The sequence below is a fragment of the Lacrimispora sp. 210928-DFI.3.58 genome (assembly GCF_020554865.1).
In the GTDB taxonomy this organism is placed as follows: Bacteria; Bacillota; Clostridia; order Lachnospirales; family Lachnospiraceae; genus Enterocloster.
In genome coordinates, this window is the sequence record NZ_JAJCIC010000012.1 from 48,258 (window position 1) to 66,281 (window position 18,024).

Annotated in this window: 17 protein-coding genes; 10 read left to right on the forward strand and 7 right to left on the reverse strand. The window is 50.0% G+C overall.

Annotation, left to right across the window (positions count from 1 at the left end; translation table 11 throughout):
* Positions 1-43 precede the first annotated feature (43 nt).
* The 5 genes from LIZ87_RS09485 to LIZ87_RS09505 all read left to right on the forward strand — a co-directional run bounded on the left by LIZ87_RS09485 (position 44) and on the right by LIZ87_RS09505 (position 5,945).
* Positions 44-1,186, forward strand: a complete 1,143-nt coding sequence (locus LIZ87_RS09485; RefSeq protein ID WP_178314375.1) for a mandelate racemase/muconate lactonizing enzyme family protein — start codon at positions 44-46, stop codon at positions 1,184-1,186.
* Between the two features lie 39 nt (positions 1,187-1,225).
* Positions 1,226-2,554, forward strand: a complete 1,329-nt coding sequence (locus LIZ87_RS09490; protein ID WP_178314373.1) for an ABC transporter substrate-binding protein — start codon at positions 1,226-1,228, stop codon at positions 2,552-2,554.
* A 68-nt stretch (positions 2,555-2,622) separates the two neighbouring features.
* Complete coding sequence (locus LIZ87_RS09495) at positions 2,623-3,492, forward strand: carbohydrate ABC transporter permease (protein ID WP_178314371.1); 870 nt, start codon at positions 2,623-2,625, stop codon at positions 3,490-3,492.
* Positions 3,479-4,318, forward strand: a complete 840-nt coding sequence (locus tag LIZ87_RS09500; RefSeq protein ID WP_178314369.1) for a carbohydrate ABC transporter permease — start codon at positions 3,479-3,481, stop codon at positions 4,316-4,318. Before LIZ87_RS09495 ends, LIZ87_RS09500 begins: the two co-directional genes overlap by 14 nt.
* Positions 4,319-4,346: 28 nt before the next feature.
* The gene (locus LIZ87_RS09505) at positions 4,347-5,945 is read left to right on the forward strand and encodes an N-acyl-D-amino-acid deacylase family protein (RefSeq protein WP_178314367.1); all 1,599 of its coding nucleotides are present in this window, start codon (positions 4,347-4,349) and stop codon (positions 5,943-5,945) included.
* 193 nt (positions 5,946-6,138) lie between these two features.
* Here the strand turns inward: LIZ87_RS09505 and phoU are convergent, their stop codons facing one another.
* The 6 genes from phoU to LIZ87_RS09535 form a co-directional block, all read right to left on the reverse strand.
* The gene (phoU, locus tag LIZ87_RS09510; RefSeq protein ID WP_178314365.1) at positions 6,139-6,801 is read right to left on the reverse strand and encodes a phosphate signaling complex protein PhoU; all 663 of its coding nucleotides are present in this window, start codon (positions 6,799-6,801) and stop codon (positions 6,139-6,141) included.
* Positions 6,802-6,822: 21 nt separating this feature from the next.
* Entirely contained in the window at positions 6,823-7,584 is a 762-nt protein-coding gene (gene pstB, locus LIZ87_RS09515; protein ID WP_178314363.1) for a phosphate ABC transporter ATP-binding protein PstB, read from the reverse strand.
* A 14-nt stretch (positions 7,585-7,598) separates the two neighbouring features.
* Positions 7,599-8,501 (reverse strand): phosphate ABC transporter permease PstA, encoded by a 903-nt coding sequence (gene pstA, locus LIZ87_RS09520; RefSeq protein WP_227146592.1) that lies wholly within the window; start codon positions 8,499-8,501, stop codon positions 7,599-7,601.
* Positions 8,491-9,429 (reverse strand): phosphate ABC transporter permease subunit PstC, encoded by a 939-nt coding sequence (pstC, locus tag LIZ87_RS09525; protein ID WP_178316468.1) that lies wholly within the window; start codon positions 9,427-9,429, stop codon positions 8,491-8,493. Before pstC ends, pstA begins: the two co-directional genes overlap by 11 nt.
* Positions 9,430-9,461: 32 nt before the next feature.
* Positions 9,462-10,391, reverse strand: coding sequence for a phosphate ABC transporter substrate-binding protein (locus tag LIZ87_RS09530; RefSeq protein WP_227146595.1), 930 nt, complete (start codon positions 10,389-10,391; stop codon positions 9,462-9,464).
* A gap of 221 nt (positions 10,392-10,612) precedes the next feature.
* Positions 10,613-11,032: a hypothetical protein gene (locus LIZ87_RS09535; RefSeq protein ID WP_227146598.1), complete on the reverse strand. Its 420-nt coding sequence runs from the start codon at positions 11,030-11,032 to the stop codon at positions 10,613-10,615.
* Positions 11,033-11,319: 287 nt separating this feature from the next.
* Here LIZ87_RS09535 and fumC point away from each other — a divergent pair, with 287 nt between their 5' ends.
* Positions 11,320-12,684, forward strand: coding sequence for a class II fumarate hydratase (fumC, locus tag LIZ87_RS09540; protein WP_227146601.1), 1,365 nt, complete (start codon positions 11,320-11,322; stop codon positions 12,682-12,684).
* 61 nt (positions 12,685-12,745) lie between these two features.
* Positions 12,746-13,915 carry an NAD(P)-dependent malic enzyme gene (locus tag LIZ87_RS09545; RefSeq protein WP_227146604.1) on the forward strand — a complete coding sequence of 390 codons (1,170 nt, stop codon included), beginning with the start codon at positions 12,746-12,748 and terminating at the stop codon, positions 13,913-13,915.
* A gap of 71 nt (positions 13,916-13,986) precedes the next feature.
* Here the strand turns inward: LIZ87_RS09545 and LIZ87_RS09550 are convergent, their stop codons facing one another.
* Complete coding sequence (locus LIZ87_RS09550; RefSeq protein ID WP_227146607.1) at positions 13,987-14,877, reverse strand: LysR family transcriptional regulator; 891 nt, start codon at positions 14,875-14,877, stop codon at positions 13,987-13,989.
* Positions 14,878-15,051: 174 nt separating this feature from the next.
* On the opposite strand from LIZ87_RS09550, the gene LIZ87_RS09555 reads away from it, so the two are divergent.
* From LIZ87_RS09555 to LIZ87_RS09565, 3 genes are read left to right on the forward strand one after another with little or no spacing between them, the layout of a single operon-like run.
* A complete protein-coding gene (locus tag LIZ87_RS09555) occupies positions 15,052-15,741 on the forward strand; it encodes an RraA family protein (RefSeq protein ID WP_178316218.1) in 690 nt (229 codons plus the stop codon).
* 37 nt (positions 15,742-15,778) lie between these two features.
* Entirely contained in the window at positions 15,779-16,702 is a 924-nt protein-coding gene (locus LIZ87_RS09560) for an NAD(P)-dependent oxidoreductase (RefSeq protein ID WP_227146610.1), read from the forward strand.
* A 20-nt stretch (positions 16,703-16,722) separates the two neighbouring features.
* Positions 16,723-18,024 carry a sodium/glutamate symporter gene (locus LIZ87_RS09565; protein WP_227146612.1) on the forward strand — a complete coding sequence of 434 codons (1,302 nt, stop codon included), beginning with the start codon at positions 16,723-16,725 and terminating at the stop codon, positions 18,022-18,024.

The following is an 18,024-nucleotide window of genomic DNA, read 5'->3' on the forward strand; positions in this document are numbered from 1 at the left end:
TTGCACAAACTTTAAGCAAAATAAGAATATAAGAGGTGGAGATGTGAAGATAACAAAAGTGGAGGCGATCCCGGTTCGCCAAAAGGGAGAAATCAAGAAGATCAACGACAGTGCACAGGACGGGATCATTATCAAGGTCTATACGGACGAGGGCATTGTAGGCTACGGCGAGGTAGATTCCGCGCCATGGGTAGTAAAGGCAGTTATTGACTCTCCTGTATCCCACAGGATATGCCAGGGACTGGGACAGGCTATCATCGGCGAGGATCCCTTTGAGACAGAAAAGATTTGGGAGAAAATGTTTCTCTACAGCATGTTTTACGGCCGCCGCGGCGTTGTTATCCATGCCATGAGCGGTATCGATATTGCACTGTGGGATATCAAAGGAAAAGCTCTCAATATGCCGATCTGTAAGCTCCTGGGCGGCACCTACAGAGATAAGGTAAGGGCTTACGGAAGCACGCTGATGCCCTATACCCCGGAGGAGGCTGCCGAGGAGGCCCTTAAATGGAAGGAACAGGGCTTTACCGCAGTGAAGATGGGATGGGGAGGCTTTGAACTGCCCCAGTCAGAATGTGTAAAGCTGGTGGAGGCTTCAAGAAACGCTATTGGAGATGACATGGATCTCATGCTTGACGTGGGCTTTATCCCCTCCAGCGATTTCCCTGTTACCGCTGCTTCCCGGTTATTACTCATCAATGAGATCCGGCAGTTTAATCCATATTGGATCGAAGAGGCTGTTTATCCGGATGACTATGAGGGCTACAAAATGCTGGCAGAGCGTACGGATGTCCGGATCGCAGGCGGCGAAAACGAGACAACACGTTATGGCTTTAAGCAGCTCATCGAAGAATGCAAACTGGATATCCTGCAGCCCGACATCACAAGATGCGGCGGCCTGACGGAGGCCAAAAGGATAGGGACCATGGCACTGGCCCATAATACTACCGTTATTCCCCATGCATGGAGCAGCGGAATCGTCATTGCCGCTTCTCTCCATTTCATTGCATCTCAGCCCAACTCTGATCTGCTGGAATACTGCGTCTGGGACACTCCCATCCGCAAAGAAATGCTCAAGCAGGATTTCACACTGAAAGACGGCTATGTGGATGTTCCTAAGGGACCTGGCCTGGGAATCGAAATTGATGATGAAGCGATTGAAAAATACCGCTGCGATGTATTCTAATGCTGTTACTACACTCAAATACACAAAGGAGGTAATCATATGAAAAAAATATTTTCTGTTATCCTAGCAACAGCTCTGCTCACATCCTCTCTTACAGGCTGTGGAGCAAAGGAGCCAACAGGCACAGACAGTACCACCGCTCCTGCCCAGTCAGAAGCTGCCGCAGAAGAAGGCAAAACGAAAATCCAGGTCATGGGGCCTTGGGTTGTGGAAAGCCCGGAGGACAAGATCCTGGCAGATGTAGTGGAAGGCTTTGAGGCAGCGCACCCGGAATATGAAGTGGAGCTGATCGGTGTTCCATCTGCTGATCTTCTCACAACCGTACAATCCATGGCAGCCTCCAGCACGCTTCCCGATTTAGTCATCACCAACGGAGCAAATAATGCTGCCTGGAAGGAAATGGACATTATAGGCGATATCAGAGAGGAATTTGACCAGGAGTTTTTAGATGGATTTTACCCGGAAATGTTAAAGGAATTTACCTATAACGATGAGCTTTTCGGACTGCCCACCTGTGCCGCTCCCTTTGTCCTTTTGCTGAGGAACGACCTGCTTACAGAAGCCGGACTGGATGTGCCGGAAAGCTTTGATGAAATCGTTGAGGCCGCTCAGAAGCTGACTGTAGACACAGACGGAGACGGAAAGATCAACCGGTACGGCATGAGCCTCATGGGCTTCCCTGACAGCAACAATGCACTGCGGTTCACCCTGGCATTATTTGCAGCAGGAGCCCCGGACATTTATGCAGATGAGACTGGCAAGTGGGCGACAAAGATCGACTCTGAGGATGGCATCCGCACATTCAAATTCTACTATGATCTGGCGATCCGCGATGGCTCTGTTCCTCCAGGGGCTACAGAGGTAGACTACAAGACTATGATAAACCTCCTTGCAACTGACCAGGTAGCAATGGCAATCAGCGGCCCGCACACCATTGGCAGCATTGTAGCACAGAATCCGGAGATGGAGGGAAAATTCATCGCTGTCCCGCTGAAGGATAAGAATACTGTAGCATATTTAAACCCCTATGGAATGATCATGTTCAAGGATGCTCCCAATAAGGAGGGCGCAATCGAATTCCTGAAATATGCATCTGAGAATTTTGTGGAGATGACACGTGTGACAAAGCGTCCGCCTTCCAGGATCGAGCTGGAGGAGGTTGCAAGGGAGGCAGCCCCTGAGGTTGCAGCAATTCTGGACTGCGCACAATACAATATTGATTATGCCGCTGTTCCCTTCCGCGGTGAAGAGGCTAATATTGTAGCTGAAAATGTGAACGCCATGCTGGCCGGAAGCATCAAATCACCGGAAGAAGCAGCTAAGCTCACAGCAGAAGCTGTACAGGCTGTTTTAGATGCCAACAATTGACAGGCGCCCCATAAATAAAAGCTGTTTTGGAAGAAAATGGGAGTTCAAGGAAGAAGGAGGTGGCGTATATGGGTAAATTTCTTGAGAGGCATTTTACGCTGATATTCTTTTTGCCGGCGGCCATCCTGTCAATCCTGTTGATTATTTATCCTATGCTCTACGGGGTTTATATCAGTTTTTTCGATACAAACCTTGTTAATAAATGGAACTTTATTGGTTTAAAGAATTACACAGGCCTGCTGTCCAATACGGCTTTTTGCAACAGCCTTGTTGTAAATCTTAAGTTTATTCTTATCGTCGTAGCCGGTCATTTTATGATCGGCACGATGTTAGCGACAATCTTAAATAAAAATATCAAGGGACGTGTATTTTTCCGCTGCATCCTGATGCTGCCATGGCTGATCCCTGAGGTTGTCTTTGCAGTGCTGTTTAAATGGATCCTCAACCCACAGTATGGTATCATCAACTTTTCCCTCATTGATATGGGGCTTCTGTCAGACACTGTCTCCTGGCTGGGAAATGTAAATCTGGCGCTTCCTGTCGTAGCTGCTATCTGCATCATAAAAGGCTATCCGTTTGTGATGATCATGGTGTTATCTGCACTGCAGACAGTGCCGGAAGAGATCTATGAGGCTGCACAGGTTGACGGATGCAGTGATATGAAGGCATTCTGGCGCATTACCGTTCCCTCTATCCTTCCGGTTCTCACTGTTGCATTCATTCTTGATACTGTCAACTGGTTCAAGCACTATACAATGGTGAATATCCTCACAGGAGGAGGACCTGCCAATTCCACCAGCCTTGTCAGCGTTACGATTTATAAAACTGCCTTTGGTTCATTCAAATTCGGAGTAGCCGGAGCTATGGCTGTGATCGTATTCTTCATCTGCTACCTGATGAGCTGGATTTATAGGAGGCTGACCGATGAAAAAGATTAAAAAACACAATCAGGTGAGTATCCTCTCTTATATTGTGCTGGTACTCTTCTCCCTCATTGTGCTGTATCCCCTTGCCTGGATGGTCCTGACATCCCTGAAGACCCTGGAGGAAACCTTTGTGATCCCTCCCGTATGGCTCCCTGAACATCCGTCTCTTAAAACCTATGGAGATATTTTTGTAAAATATCCCATTGCAGCCTATTTCCGGAACAGTGTCATTGTAGTGGTGGTCACAACAGCTGTTTCTGTGATCGTCTCCTGTCTGGCAGGCTATGCTGCCTCCCGAAGCCGTTCAAGGTTTAAAAAACCCTTTATGACCTTCCTGCTGGTACTGCAGATGTTCCCGGCAGTCATGCTGCTGGTACCTTACTATAAGATGCTCACTGCCTACCGCCTTGTGGATACACTGCCCGGACTGATCCTGCCAAATATTGCTTTCACCATGCCCTTCTGCACCTGGATGATGATGGGATATTTCAATACGATCCCTTCCGAGCTGGAGCAGGCTGCCCAGATTGACGGCTGCAACAAATACCAGAGCTTTGCCAGGGTCATCTGTCCCTTAACAATGCCCGGTGTTGCTGCCACTGCGATCTATTCCTTTATACAGGTATGGAATGAGTACATGTTTTCACAGACTCTGATGAAGACGGAGACCTCGAAAACCTTAACTGTCGGCATTGCCCAGATGGTAGGTGAATACCGCACATTGTGGAATGACATGATGGCAGCCAGCGTATTGACAAGCCTGCCTCTTATCATTGTTTTCCTCTTCCTTCAGAAACAATTTATTGCAACGCTTACATCCGGCGCAGTAAAGGGCTGACCGGCACATGAATTTAGGAGGTGTTTTTATGTTAGATATTCTGATCCGCGGCGGCTGGATAGTAGACGGCACCGGAAACCCGCGCCGCCGCTGCGATGTGGGTATCCTCGATGGGCGTATCGTGTCTATGGAACGCTGCATTGCGGAGCCTGCAAGGGAAACGATCTGCGCTGAGGGCTTGATCGTAAGCCCCGGTTTTATTGATGCACACAGTCACTCTGACGTTACCATTGAATCAAATCCCTACTGTGAAAGCACTATTCGACAGGGCGTCACTACGGAAATCGTGGGAAACTGCGGTGACAGCACTGCGCCATTTCCCCCGGAGGGAAATGGCACAGGCGGAGGATTTGGCCGCTTTGACAATGGACCCATCCCTTATGGGCGTACCTTAGGGGAACACATGAAGGAGCTGGAGCGCATTGGCATGTCCGGCAACCTTGCATGGCTGGTGGGACATAATTCTCTGCGCACATTAGCCGGTGTCAAGGGCGCTGATGTCACCGAAGAACAGTATCAGATGATGGAAAATGCTCTTCGCCAGGCATTTGAAGATGGTGCCATCGGCATGAGCAGCGGCCTGGAATTTGAACCCGGCAGGACCAGCCGCCCGGAGGAGCTCATGCGCCTGGCTGCGGTAGTAAAGGAATATGATGCCATCTATACCAGCCATATACGAAACCGTGACGCCTATGTGCTGGAGGCTCTGGATGAATTTCTGGCGGTCATCCGTCACCACCATATCCGCGGCGAGGTATCCCATATGAATATCCGCTATCACACCCATGCACCGGAACAGGCTGTACAAAAATGCATGGAAAAGATCAGCCAGGCACGGGCAGATGGCTATGAGGTCCTGACAGATATGACACCTCTCAACTATGGCATCGGACAGATGGCCGGTATCCTGCCCGCCTGGCTTACCGGAATGCCCTCTGACCAGCTTAAGCCTGCTCTCTTGGATCCTGATACAAGAGCCCGGCTGCGCAAGGACTGCGACCGCTATTGGCGTTTTATTGCCGGAGGAGAATGGGAACGGGTGCGCATGCAGAATAATAACGCATTCCCGGAAATCAACGGTATGACCTTTCCCGAAATTGCAAAGCTCTGGAACAAGGATCCCTGGGATTGCTATTTTGATATTCTGGCTGCTGTTGCACCTGATCTTGACAGTGTTGTGCTCGTATCCCGCCTTTTCACAGATGAGCATCTGGCAGAGACTATTTCCAATCCTCTGTATATGCTGGTTGTGGACGGATACAGCACCTCTACGGAGGGAGAAGTGGCCAAGCACACACAATTTCCCCTTCACTACATCGGCATGGACTGGTTCCTGACTCATCATGTACGCGAGAATCATATTCTCAGTCTAGAGGAGGCTGTGCGCAAGATGACCAGCATGCCTGCATCCCACTTTGGTCTTAAGGACCGCGGCCTGCTGCGGGAAGGCGCTATCGCCGACATTACCATATTCGATTTTGAACATATGGAAACCCCATTTGACCTGCAGCATCCCGCACAGTACGCACGAGGAGTCCAGCATGTGCTGGTGAACGGCGTACCGGTGCTTCGCGATGGAAAGCATCTCTATACAACGCCTGGCAGGAATATCCGCCGGCAGCCATAAAGGGGCAATGCAAATTTCAAATGGCTGAGAACAGAGCCTTCTGTTTTCAGCCATTTTTAAATCAATCTTTTATCCCATATTCACGATACAAGCTGCTCCTGAAATCCTCATTTTCTGCTGCCTTTTCCAGATCATCCATCCATAGACTTGCATTGGCTATTCAAAATACGTAAAAATAATCCGCAGACAGTTTCTACATGATCCGCACATTCTTAAGCGCCCCGGTTTTCGAAAACTGGGTCCACTCGCAGACATTGACGGCATGGTCGCCGATGCGTTCCAGGTATTTGGCAACCATCAAAAGGTCGATGCCCTGGTCGGCCTGGTCCGGGGAGGTTTTTAAGAGCTCGATAACATCTATTTTTACCTGGTTAAACAAGGTGTCAACCTCATCATCCTTTTTGATGATCTCCTCTGCTCTGGTGAGATCCTGGCCTATGAAAGCCTCAATAGCTTCATGCACCATATTTCCGGCTGCTGCCGCCATGGTGGGCAGGTGTTTTACAATATGGTACGCATGCTCTGCCCTGATGCGCAGGATCAGCTCTGCGATATCGGAGGCATGGTCGCCGATGCGCTCTAAGTCAGTTACTACCTTCAGGGCAGTGGATACCAGGCGCAGATCCCCTGCTACGGGCTGCTGGCGCAGGATCAATGACAGGCACCTTGACTCAATGGCACGCTCCATATCATTGACAGTCCTGTCTCCCTTGATAATATCCTCTGCCAGGGTGTAATCCTGGTCTTCAAAGGCCACAAAGGTCTGTTCGATGGCGTGCTCCACCATATGGGCCATTTCCTTTAAGTCGCGGTTTAACTCCCCCAACTCGTGTTCATATGTTATGCGTGTTCTCATTTTCGCCTAAATCCTTTCTTATCACCCGAATCTGCCTGTGATATAGTCCTCTGTCCTCTTATCCTTTGGCATTGTGAACAGTTCGTCTGTGGTTCCGTACTCCACCGCCTCTCCCACCAGGAAAAAGGCCGTATAGTCCGCAATACGGGTAGCCTGCTGCATGTTATGGGTGACGATGGCCACAGTATATTTTTCCTTTAAGCTGTCCATCAGATCCTCTATTTTTAAGGTAGAAATGGGATCCAGGGCAGAGGTTGGCTCATCCATGAGAAGGATCTCCGGCTCCACAGCCAGGGCCCTTGCGATACACAGCCTCTGCTGCTGGCCTCCCGATAAGCCCAGGGCTGATTTTTTCAGCCTGTCGGAGACCTCATCCCAGAGGGCGGCTCCCTTTAAGCTGCGTTCTACGATTTCATCCAGTTCCGCCCGGTTCTTCATTCCATGGATTCTGGGACCGTAGGCCACATTATCGTAAATGCTCATAGGGAAGGGATTGGGCTGCTGGAAGACCATTCCTATCTTTTTGCGAAGCAGGGTGGTATCTACCTGGGGATCGTAGATATCCTCGTCGTCCAGCAGGACCTTTCCCTCTATCTTCACATTGGGCACCAGATCGTTCATGCGGTTTAAGGTCTTTAAGTAGGTAGACTTTCCACAGCCGGAAGGCCCAATGAATGCTGTTATCTTATTCTCGTACAAGTCCAGATTGATATTCTTTAAGGCGTGATTCTCCCCATAATACAGGTTTAAGTTCTGGGTTGAGATCTTGATCCTTGTTTCCACTTTTGTTCTCCTCTTTATTTCGTCTCCACATTAAATTTGTGGGAAAGATATTTTGCAAGCCCGTTGATGCCCAACACGATCACAAGGAGCACCACAGCCGTTCCAAAGGCCTCGTTGTATTTTGCCTTCTGCATGAACAGATAGAGCTGGATCGTCAGGGTCCCTCCTGATTCGAATATCTTTGCGAGCAGGTTCTTTGGCAGGTAATACCCGCTTCCGGCTGTGAACAGCAAGGCTGCCGACTCTCCCACAATACGCCCGATGGCCAGGATCACTCCCGTGAGGATGCCGGGCATGGCGCTGGGAAGAAGGATGGTGCGTATCATATACCATTTGGTGGCCCCGATCCCCAGGGCTCCGTGACGGTAGCTGTCAGGTACCGTTTTCAGGGCCTCCTGGGTTGTTCTCGTGATCAGGGGCAGGATCATGAGAGTCAAGGTCAAGGCTCCTGTGAGAATGGAATAGCCCAGGCCTAAGGTATTTCCAAAAAACACCATTCCGAAAAGGCCGAAGATAATGGACGGGATTCCGGAAAGGATCTCCGTAGTAAATTCAATGATGCGGACTCCCTTGCCCGGCTTTGCATATTCGTTTAGATAAACAGCGGAGCCCACGCCGATGGGAGTAGCGATGACCAGGGTGATCGCCACAATATACAGGGTATTGATCATATTTCCCAGGATGCCGAAGGTTCCCTTTGTAGCGCTGGATGCCGTGCTTAAAAATGTCCACGTCACATTGGGAATACCCCGGACAAAGGTATAGCCCAGGATCCCTACCAGCAAAAGGAGGGAAAGGCCCGCGCAGCCATATATGATCCCTGTCAGGATCACATCCTGGGTACGCACCCGTTTTCCGTAAATGCTCTCCTTTACGATGGAGCTTCCGTTTATCTGTACTGCCAGATCACTTGTCATTTAAGGCTCCTCCCTTCTTCAAAATTTTTGTAAGGCTCAAATTGATAAGCATGATAAATGCGAACAGCACCAGGCCTATGGTAAACAGTACCTGCCTGTGAAGGCCTGAGGCGTAGCCCATTTCCGATACAATGGCCGTTGTGAGGAAACGGACAGAGTGGAAAGGAAGGGGCAGGTTCACAGAGCTTCCCGATACCAGGCTGATGGCCATGGCCTCGCCGATGGCACGCCCTGTGCCCAGGACAATGGCTGTGATAATACCGGATTTGGCAGCCGGGATGATCACCTGGAAAATGGTCTGTATCTTTGTAGCTCCCAGGGCCAGGGATGCGCTCTTTAAATGCGCCGGAACAGCCCGGAGAGCGGATTCGCTGATATTGATAACCGTTGGAAGGATCATAAGAGCCAGCACCAGGACCGCAGAGATCAGATTAGCGCCTCCCGTAAACTGATGTGTCTCAGAGCCTTTGAAAATGATCAGCTCCAGCTTATACATAAGGGGATTTAAAACCAGTATTCCCAAAAGCCCGTATATAACAGAAGGGATCCCTGCAAGAAGTTCAACTGCAGGACGGACGATATCTGCCAGCCTTTTCGGAGCTGTCTCTGCCAGGAAGACTGCTGTCATCACTCCCACCGGAACTCCGATCAGGATCGCCAGGAAGGTGCCCACAATGGATGTGAGGATAACATACAGAATGCCGAAGCTTGGGGAAGCAGCTGCCGGCTGCCATACGCTTCCGAACAGTATTTCCAGTATTCCCACTTTAAACAGGGCCGGGGTGCCGCTGATCAGCATGTACAGTGTGATAGAGCCCACAGCCAGCACAGCGAAAAAGCCGCAGGCGGTGAAGATCACTTGTGCAGCTTTTTCAACGGCAGACTTGCTTCCATGGTGGGAGTAAATAGAAGTTACTTCCATTTTCATGCAGGTAAGCCTCCTTTCTCTGCCGGTGTCCGTTAGTCTACGGAGATCAGGCCCACGGACTTCACGATCTCACTTCCTTCAGCAGAGTAGATATAGTCAAACAGTGCCTTTACCAGGTCATTCTGCTGTGCGATCTCACCCTTTGTAGCCATTACGAACGGACGGCTTAAGAAATAGGATCCGGCCTTGATGTTCTCCTCTGTAGGCTCTACGCCCTCTAACTTCAGTGCCTTTACGGTGTCATCCAGCACATCCAGAGATACATAGCCGATAGCGCCTGGTGTGGAAGCTACCTTTGCCATCACTGCTCCGGTGCTGTCCAGCTCGTTGCTGTACTTGCAGGCATCCTCCAGCTTTAAAAGCTCCTCAAAGGCGCTTCTTGTGCCGGAACCGGACTCACGGCCCACTACCACGATAGGCGCGTCATTTCCGCCTACATCCTTCCAGTTGGTAACGGTTCCTGAATAAATATCGGACAGCTGCTGCTTCGTCAGGTCTTCTACTGCATTGGCAGTATCTACCACTACTGCAATTCCATCAATTGCCACAATGTTTTCCACCACGCCTGCTGCCTTCTCCTCTTCCTTTAAATTTCTGGAAGAATTACCGATGTCAGCCGCGCCGTTGGTAACGGCCTCAATACCAGCGCCGGAGCCTACGAACTCAGCGGTCACTGTCACCTTCGGATATTTCTCCATAAAGGACTCGCTCAATGCATTGGCAAACTTCTCCATGGAGGTGGAGCCTACCATGCTGATGGAACCGCTTAAATCAGCTGCAGGAGCTGCCTCTGCTTCTGTCTCTGCTGCTTCTGTTGTATCAGCTGCAGGAGCCTCTGGCTTTGCTGCCTCTGTTGCTGCTGTAGTGGTATTGCTGCTGTTGCTCCCGCAGCCTGCCAGCATGCTCACTGCCATAACAGCCGAACCAACCAATGCGATTACTTTCTTATTATTCTTTCTCATGATACATTTCCTCCGCTTTATCTGCGTTTTTTGTGCGCTTTCTTTCATGAATGTTTTTTTGTTCTTACATGGTGGAGTATACAAAAGTTTTGCGGCAGGCGAAAGCAGGGTAAGGTATAGATTCTGTAAAATCTGCGTAAATGCAGAAAGCCCCAGGCCGCCCCCTATTCAAGGGCTCCCTGAGGCTTTCTTATGCCTGTATCCCAATTTTCCAACGCTTCTCAACTCTTCTTAATAAAATCCTCCCCACACTTCGGGCAGTGGATGCTGATCTTCCCATGTCCTCTGGGAACGCGGACCTTCTGGCCGCAGCCTGGGCATTTGAAAATCCGGTATTTGCGTCCCTCTTCAAACTGGAAACGCAGTTTTTTCAAATACTCTGTCACATAAAACATGCGGCGCAGAAATGCCTGGTTTTCTTTGGACCGTTTATTAATGTTCTTAGAAAACATGCGCCCATACATAAGCACAATGCCTGCAAACTCAAGAACTCCCATGATCCTTGAGGGAAGCGGGGCACGGATAATGAAATTTAACAGGACCAGAGCCAGAACCACATATGCCATAAATTGTCCCAGCTGGTCCATGCCGTACCTTCCGATCATAAAACGCTGGAACCGTTCCTTCAGCCGGTTTGTCATTTTCTTTCTTCCTTTCATTCGTATTCATCTTATTTTCATATCATGTAACTATTATACATGAAATCTGCGTTTTTTCTACTATTATCTATTTTGTACCTCGCCGCCGGGAGGACAGCCAACGTTCCGGCTTCAGACAGCTTTCCGGCAGGCGCAGCGCAAACGTGCAGTGCAAAATACAAAAACTTCCCCGGAAAGCCGCTGGACGAATCCTGTCCGGTAGCATATAATAGAGCAAGGTGCAAGAGCGTTTAAGAATACATACTATTTCCGAGGAGGTACATATCACTATGGAATTCAGAATCGAACATGATTCAATGGGCGAAATTCAGGTTCCGGCAGACCGCTACTGGGGTGCGCAGACCCAGAGAAGCTTTGAAAACTTCAAGATCGGCATTGAGAAGATACCGGAGGAGGTCATCCGCGCCTTCGCGGTTTTAAAGAAGGCGGCTGCCATGGCGAACAACCGCTTAGGCAAGCTGGATGACAGACGTCTTTCCCTGATCTCACAGGTATGTGATGAGATCCTGGAGGGAAAATTGGACGGCAATTTCCCCTTAGCTGTATGGCAGACCGGAAGCGGCACTCAGTCCAACATGAACGTAAACGAGGTGATCGCGGGCAGAGGCAACGAGATCGCAGGTGAAAAGCTTCTTCATCCCAACGACCATTCCAACATGTCCCAGAGTTCCAACGATACCTTCCCCACAGCCATGCACATTGCAGCCGCAATCGCCATTGAGGACAAGCTGCTTCCCAGCATTGATCTTCTGGCCGGCACCTTTGAGCGCCTGATGCGCGAAAATGAGGGCATCATCAAGACAGGGCGCACCCATCTCCAGGATGCGACTCCCATCACCTTTTCCCAGGAGATCAGCGGCTGGAAAAATATGCTGGAGAAATCCCGTGAAATGCTGGTAATGAGCCTTTCCGGCCTCCGCGAGCTGGCTTTAGGCGGCACCGCCGTCGGAACAGGCTTAAATGCTCCGGAGGGCTTTGATGTGGAGGTGGCAAAGGCCATATCCGAGCTCACAGGACGGGAGTTTAAAACGGCTGCCAACAAGTTCCACTCCCTGACCAGCAAGGACGAGCTGGTATTTGCCCACGGCGCCTTAAAGGCACTGGCCGCCAACATGATGAAGATCGCCAATGATGTGCGCTGGCTTTCCAGCGGCCCGCGCTGCGGCCTGGGAGAGATCTTTATCCCTGAAAATGAACCCGGCAGCTCCATTATGCCCGGCAAGGTAAACCCGACACAGTGTGAGTCCGTTACCATGGTGGCTGTACAGGTTATGGCTAATGACGTGGCTGTCGGCATGGCCGCCTCCCAGGGCAACTTTGAATTGAATGTGTTTATGCCTGTATGCATTTACAATTTTTTACAGTCCGTAAGGCTGCTTTCCGATTCCCTGGTATCCTTTAACAACAACTGCGCTGTTGGGATCAGGGCCAACAGGGAAAAAATGGGCGAGAATCTTCACCGTTCCCTGATGTTAGTCACCTGCCTGAATCCTTACATTGGCTATGAAAATGCTGCCAAAACAGCGAAGAAAGCCTACAAGGAGAACATTTCCCTAAAGGAGGCCTGTGTGGAGCTTGGCTTTTTGACTGCCGAGCGGTTTGATGAGGTATTTAAACCGGAAAAAATGGTATAGCATGGCGGCATCAGAATCCTGCACAGATAGAACGAATCAGAAAAAAAGGAGAACAAAAACTATGGATATCAATCAAGCATCTCTGAATATGCATTACGAATTAGGCGGAAAGATCGAGGTCATTTCCCGCAAAAAGATCGAGACCAGAGAGGATCTGTCCCTGGCCTACACTCCGGGTGTGGCAGAGCCCTGCCGCGTGATCGCAAAGGACTATGAGCAGTCCTTTAAGCTGACCCGCCGTTCCAATCTGGTTGCCGTTATCACAGACGGCACTGCCGTACTGGGTCTGGGGGATATCGGCCCCGCAGCCGGCATGCCTGTTATGGAGGGAAAATGTGCCCTGTTTAAAGAATTTGCAGGCGTTGATGCATTCCCGCTGTGCATTGACTCAAAGGATACGGACACCATCGTCCAGACCATTTACCTCATATCCAAAAGCTTCGGAGGCATCAACCTGGAGGACATTGCCGCTCCCAGATGCTTCGAGATCGAGCGCCGCTTAAAGGAGCTGTGTGATATCCCTGTATTCCACGACGACCAGCACGGCACTGCCATCGTAGTTGCCGCTGCCCTGTTAAATGCAGTAAAGGTGACAAAGAAGGAAATGGGCAAATTAAAGATCGTCATCAACGGCGCCGGAGCAGCAGGCATTGCAATCGGAAAGCATCTGATCAACATGGGCTTTGGAAATGTCATCATGTGCGATATTAACGGTATTATCTGCGAAGGCGACGAGGGCCTCAATCCAGGCCAGGAGGAGATCTCCCATATCAGCAACCCGGAGCATGAGCACGGTAAGCTGGCTGACGCCTTAAAGGGCGCCGATGTCTTCGTAGGCGTATCCCGTCCCAATCTGGTGACAAAGGAAATGGTAGCCACCATGAATAACGGCATCGTATTTGCCATGGCAAATCCCACCCCTGAGATCATGCCTGACGAGGCGCTGGCAGGCGGCGCAGCTGTTGTGGGGACCGGCCGCTCCGACTTCCCCAACCAGATCAACAACGTGCTCGTATTCCCCGGCATTTTCAAGGGAGCACTGTCTGTCCGTGCAAAGGAGATCACGGAAAGCATGAAGCAGCGCACCTCCTACGCCATCGCCAGCATTATCCCCGATGAGGAGCTGACTGCCGAGAACATCATCGCATCACCGCTCAATAAATCCGTAGCCGATGTGGTGGCAAAGGCTGTGGCCGACGTGGCAATTGAAGAGGGGACCGCACGGATCTAAATCTATCATCTGCTTAAAATGCCTGGACTACGATCTCTTTTTTCCAGGCATTTTTTATCTCTATCTCCTATTCAGGACGACAGCCGGATACCATCCATATCCTTCACCGCTTCCCGCACCAGATCGATCAGCTCTTCCGAAGCAGAATGATGAAAAGTTCTGTTTTGAACCGCATAGCAGATGCGGTCAGGCGGACCGCTGGTAATCTCATGCAGTTCTATGGGAAACTGGCCTGCAAGAGAGTGTGCAATGGAAACAGGCATAAACGACCACATTTTAAAATGCAGGATAAATTGTTCAATCTTGTTCAGCGTGCGCAGATACAGGCGGGAGCGGGAGTCGGAACCAAACCAGAACTGTCCCCATGCCTGGTAATCCGCTGCCCAGACAGATAAAATCTCCTGCTGCGGGTCAAGCTGTGTCGGGTGGACCGGCCCGGAAGGCAGCATCCCTGCCGGGCAGATGAGGACCACCTTTTCATGGAATATATCTGTAAATTCCAGATTTTTTGCATCTGAGGTGGAGGATACAAAGGCCAGATCATATAGTCCATGTGCGATCTGTTTATAAATTTCCTGGGTATGGAGCGTATCGATCAGCAGATGGAGTTCTGGCTTTCGCTCCATGCATTGCCTGTAAACGGAGGGAAGGACATAGCTGTTGAAGGATTCCACTGCTGCGATGCGCAGAAGGTCTGCGTCTTCGCTGTCCGTAAGCTTTTTGGATTCTGTGACCAGTATCTTCCATCTGTCTGCAATCTGTACGAACTGTTTTCCGGCAGGTGTCAGCGCCTGCAGCCTCCCTCCTCTTTTTCTCTCGATCAGAGTGCATCCCAGCTCCTTCTCCAGCAGCAGAATACTGCGGCTTAGAGCTGGTTCTGAAATAAATAAGCTCTCTGCTGCCTTTGTAAAGCTTCCAAATTGTACGACCGCTAAAAATGCATCAATCTGTGTATCTGTCATCCCGTTCTCCTTTCGGTAGGTAAATGGAGCTTCTAACCACATTATAACATATTTGTTATTAATTTGATAAGATATTTCGAATTCACTTATAACAAAAATACTGTTATTCTTATCTCATAAGAATAACCATCGCAGTTTCCGGAACAAGCGTATGAGAAGAAAAGGAGAAAAAACATGTCAACAGCAGGATTACGGATTTTTACTGATTTTGAGCGTCCAGATAAGGAGCTGATCGAAGCCTTCCGCGGGATCCCCGTTGCGAATATTTCCGATTGTATGGGAAGGCTGTTTGTTATGGCCTCCCAGATCAAGCCCATGGGAAAAAAACAGACACTCCTCGGACCAGCCTTCACCGTCAAGGCTGCCATTGGCGACAACCTTCTGTTCAACAAAGCCATTGCACTGGCAAAGCCGGGGGATGTCATCGTGGTTGATGCGATCGGCGATATGAACCAAAGCGTATGCGGAGACCTTATGTACCAGTTCGCCATGAAAAAGGGAATTGCAGGTTTTGTGGTGGACGGAGTTGTGCGGGATGTGGCATTTTTGAGGGATCATGACTTTGCGGTGTATGCCCGCGGAGTAACCCCGCGCGGCCCCTACAAAAATGGCTACGGCGAGATCAATACGGACATTTCCTGCGGAAATCAGGTGGTCCATCCCGGCGATATTATTACGGCCGATGAGGACGGCGTGCTGGTGATCCGTCCGGCTGACGCCCCTGAGCTTTTAAAGAAGGCGCTGGCCGTTGTGGAGAGAGAGAAGGAATTTGACAAAATCATCGCTGATGGAATGTGGGAGCAGAGCAAGGGCTTTGAAATGATCGAAAACCAGGTGGCAAAATGCGGCTTTGAGATCTATTAGACGCCAAAATAGGAGAAGAGGATGGAGTGACATAAGCATGAAGATCTATTTAAATGAATTTATACATCCGGACGCCGCCTCCCATTTAAGGAGCCAGGCTGAGGTGGTGACAAATTTTGACCATATAGAGGAGTTGGACGGCATTATCGTACGCGGCACACAGGTGACGGGAGAGATGATCCGGGCCGCTAAGAACTTAAAGGTGATCGGACGGCATGGAATTGCCATGAACATCATCGACCTGGATGCTGCAAGAGAGTGCGGTGTCCGGGTGTTAAATACCCCCAGGACAAATGCCAACTCTGTTGCGGAATATATTGTGGGATGCTTTCTTGCCATGAGCCGCCATTTTTACGAATGTAATGTGAAGCTGCGCAGAGGCGCATTCACAAGGATCGCGCCGCCGGATCTTCTTGGAAGTGATGTCAGCGGAAAAACAGTGGGCCTGGTAGGCATGGGAAATATCTCCCAGCTTGTGGCAAAGATCATGAGAAACGCATTTGACTGTGAAATATGCGGTTATGATCCATTTGTGGATAATGAAAGGGCTGCTGCCCTTGGCTTCAAAAAATACGAGCGGCTGGAGGATCTGTTAGAGGTCAGCGACCTCGTCAATATCAGTGTTCCATTGAGCAAAGGCACTGTCGGCCTTGTCTCAGGGGATATGTTCCGCCACTTTAAACCGGGGGCAATCCTTGTAAATGCGGCCAGAGGACAGATCGTAAATGAAGACGGCCTTTACTGCGCCCTGACAGAGGGTCCTCTAAAGGCAGCCGCCTTTGATACCTTTGCGGTTGAGCCTCTTCCAAAGGACAGCAAACTGCTGACCCTTGAAAATTTCTCTGCTACTCCCCATATTGGAGGAAACACAGAGGAAGCCCTATACCGCACTGGTATAGCTGTTGTCGACAATGTGATCAATGTCATCAAGGGACAGCCTGCGGACGGGATCATCGTATAAAAAGAATTGGGGGATAAGGTATGTTTTCAACGGTATTTCATGATTTAATGATGCTCTTTGTTTTTCTGCTGGCCGGTTTTGCCATCCGCGAGATATTTAAGCCGCTACAGAGATTGTTTATTCCGGCGTCTGTCCTCGGAGGCTTGATCGCATTGATCCTGGGCCCCCAGTGCATTGGCCTGATCGAGATTCCCGAAACCTTCGGACAGATGGCAAGCCCCATGATCGGCATTGTTATGACGGCAATGATCCTCGGATCGACCATCACCCGCGGAAAATTAAAAAGCTATGCATCCACCACAAATGTAGAATGCCTTGTTTACTTCGGGCAGATGGGCATCGGCCTGCTGGTGGGAAAGCTTTTAGGCTGCCTATGGCCCAGCCTCCCAAAGCATTGGGGCATCTTAAGCGTATATGCATTCTTCGGCGGACACGGCGCAGCATCAAGTGCAGGAAACTTTTATGAGTCCTATGGCTGCGAGGGCGCTCTGGATCTTGGCATCATACTGGCAACGCTGGGACTCATGCTGGCAATGCTTGTAGGCGTGGTCATTGTAAATATCGGCGTGCGCCGGGGCTGGGCAAAGGTTGTCAGCATGGATGCATCCGATGCAACCCTCTATGGAGGCGTCATCCCTGAAAAGCAGCAGAAGGCCATTGGCTTTGGAACCGTATCCGGCGGCAGCATCAACTCCCTGGCACTGCAGCTTGGCCTCATCCTGCTGTCCATCTATGTAGGTGATCTCATTTTTGAGCCTATTGGAAATCTGTTTCCTCTGGCAAAGCAGTTTCCGTCCTTTCTTCACGGTATGGTTGGAGGAGCTATTGTATGGTTTCTCATGCTCAGGACCCATACGGATGGATATCTGGATTCTAAGAGCATCAGCACGATCTCCGGCCTTGCTCTTGAGATCTGTGTGACCTCCGCAGTGGCCACCTTAAATATTGGCTTACTCGCATCCTTTATTGTACCGATCATCATCATGACAGTGATCATGGTTAGCTTTACCATTATTGCATGCTTCTATTTTGGAAAGCGCTGGTTAAAAAAGGATTGGTTTGAAACCATGTGCTGCATTTTTGGACAATCCCTGGGGTCCTCTACCACCGCAATTGCCCTTGGACGCTGTGTAGACCCGAATGGAGAGACCTCTGCCTACGATTCCTTCGGCGTAGCCGCCAGCATCTTTGGACCTTTAGCCGCGATACTTGTAGCCATTATGCCTTTACTGACACTCACAAGTGATATCACCGTTATCGTTATTGGCCTGGGTGTGGCTGCCGCCAACATTATCATTGGGGAAACCGTACTTAAAAAATAG

What these genes read in the sequence shown, in the direction of transcription:
- LIZ87_RS09490 (WP_178314373.1), top strand. Translation starts at nt 1,226, where the DNA reads ATGAAAAAAATATTTTCTGTTATCCTAGCAACAGCTCTGCTCACATCC.
- LIZ87_RS09495 (WP_178314371.1), top strand. Translation starts at nt 2,623, where the DNA reads ATGGGTAAATTTCTTGAGAGGCATTTTACGCTGATATTCTTTTTGCCG.
- LIZ87_RS09500 (WP_178314369.1), top strand. Translation starts at nt 3,479, where the DNA reads ATGAAAAAGATTAAAAAACACAATCAGGTGAGTATCCTCTCTTATATT.
- LIZ87_RS09505 (WP_178314367.1), top strand. Translation starts at nt 4,347, where the DNA reads ATGTTAGATATTCTGATCCGCGGCGGCTGGATAGTAGACGGCACCGGA.
- phoU (WP_178314365.1), bottom strand. Translation starts at nt 6,801, where the DNA reads ATGAGAACACGCATAACATATGAACACGAGTTGGGGGAGTTAAACCGC.
- pstA (WP_227146592.1), bottom strand. Translation starts at nt 8,501, where the DNA reads ATGACAAGTGATCTGGCAGTACAGATAAACGGAAGCTCCATCGTAAAG.
- pstC (WP_178316468.1), bottom strand. Translation starts at nt 9,429, where the DNA reads ATGAAAATGGAAGTAACTTCTATTTACTCCCACCATGGAAGCAAGTCT.
- LIZ87_RS09530 (WP_227146595.1), bottom strand. Translation starts at nt 10,391, where the DNA reads ATGAGAAAGAATAATAAGAAAGTAATCGCATTGGTTGGTTCGGCTGTT.
- LIZ87_RS09535 (WP_227146598.1), bottom strand. Translation starts at nt 11,032, where the DNA reads ATGACAAACCGGCTGAAGGAACGGTTCCAGCGTTTTATGATCGGAAGG.
- fumC (WP_227146601.1), top strand. Translation starts at nt 11,320, where the DNA reads ATGGAATTCAGAATCGAACATGATTCAATGGGCGAAATTCAGGTTCCG.
- LIZ87_RS09545 (WP_227146604.1), top strand. Translation starts at nt 12,746, where the DNA reads ATGGATATCAATCAAGCATCTCTGAATATGCATTACGAATTAGGCGGA.
- LIZ87_RS09550 (WP_227146607.1), bottom strand. Translation starts at nt 14,877, where the DNA reads ATGACAGATACACAGATTGATGCATTTTTAGCGGTCGTACAATTTGGA.
- LIZ87_RS09555 (WP_178316218.1), top strand. Translation starts at nt 15,052, where the DNA reads ATGTCAACAGCAGGATTACGGATTTTTACTGATTTTGAGCGTCCAGAT.
- LIZ87_RS09560 (WP_227146610.1), top strand. Translation starts at nt 15,779, where the DNA reads ATGAAGATCTATTTAAATGAATTTATACATCCGGACGCCGCCTCCCAT.
- LIZ87_RS09565 (WP_227146612.1), top strand. Translation starts at nt 16,723, where the DNA reads ATGTTTTCAACGGTATTTCATGATTTAATGATGCTCTTTGTTTTTCTG.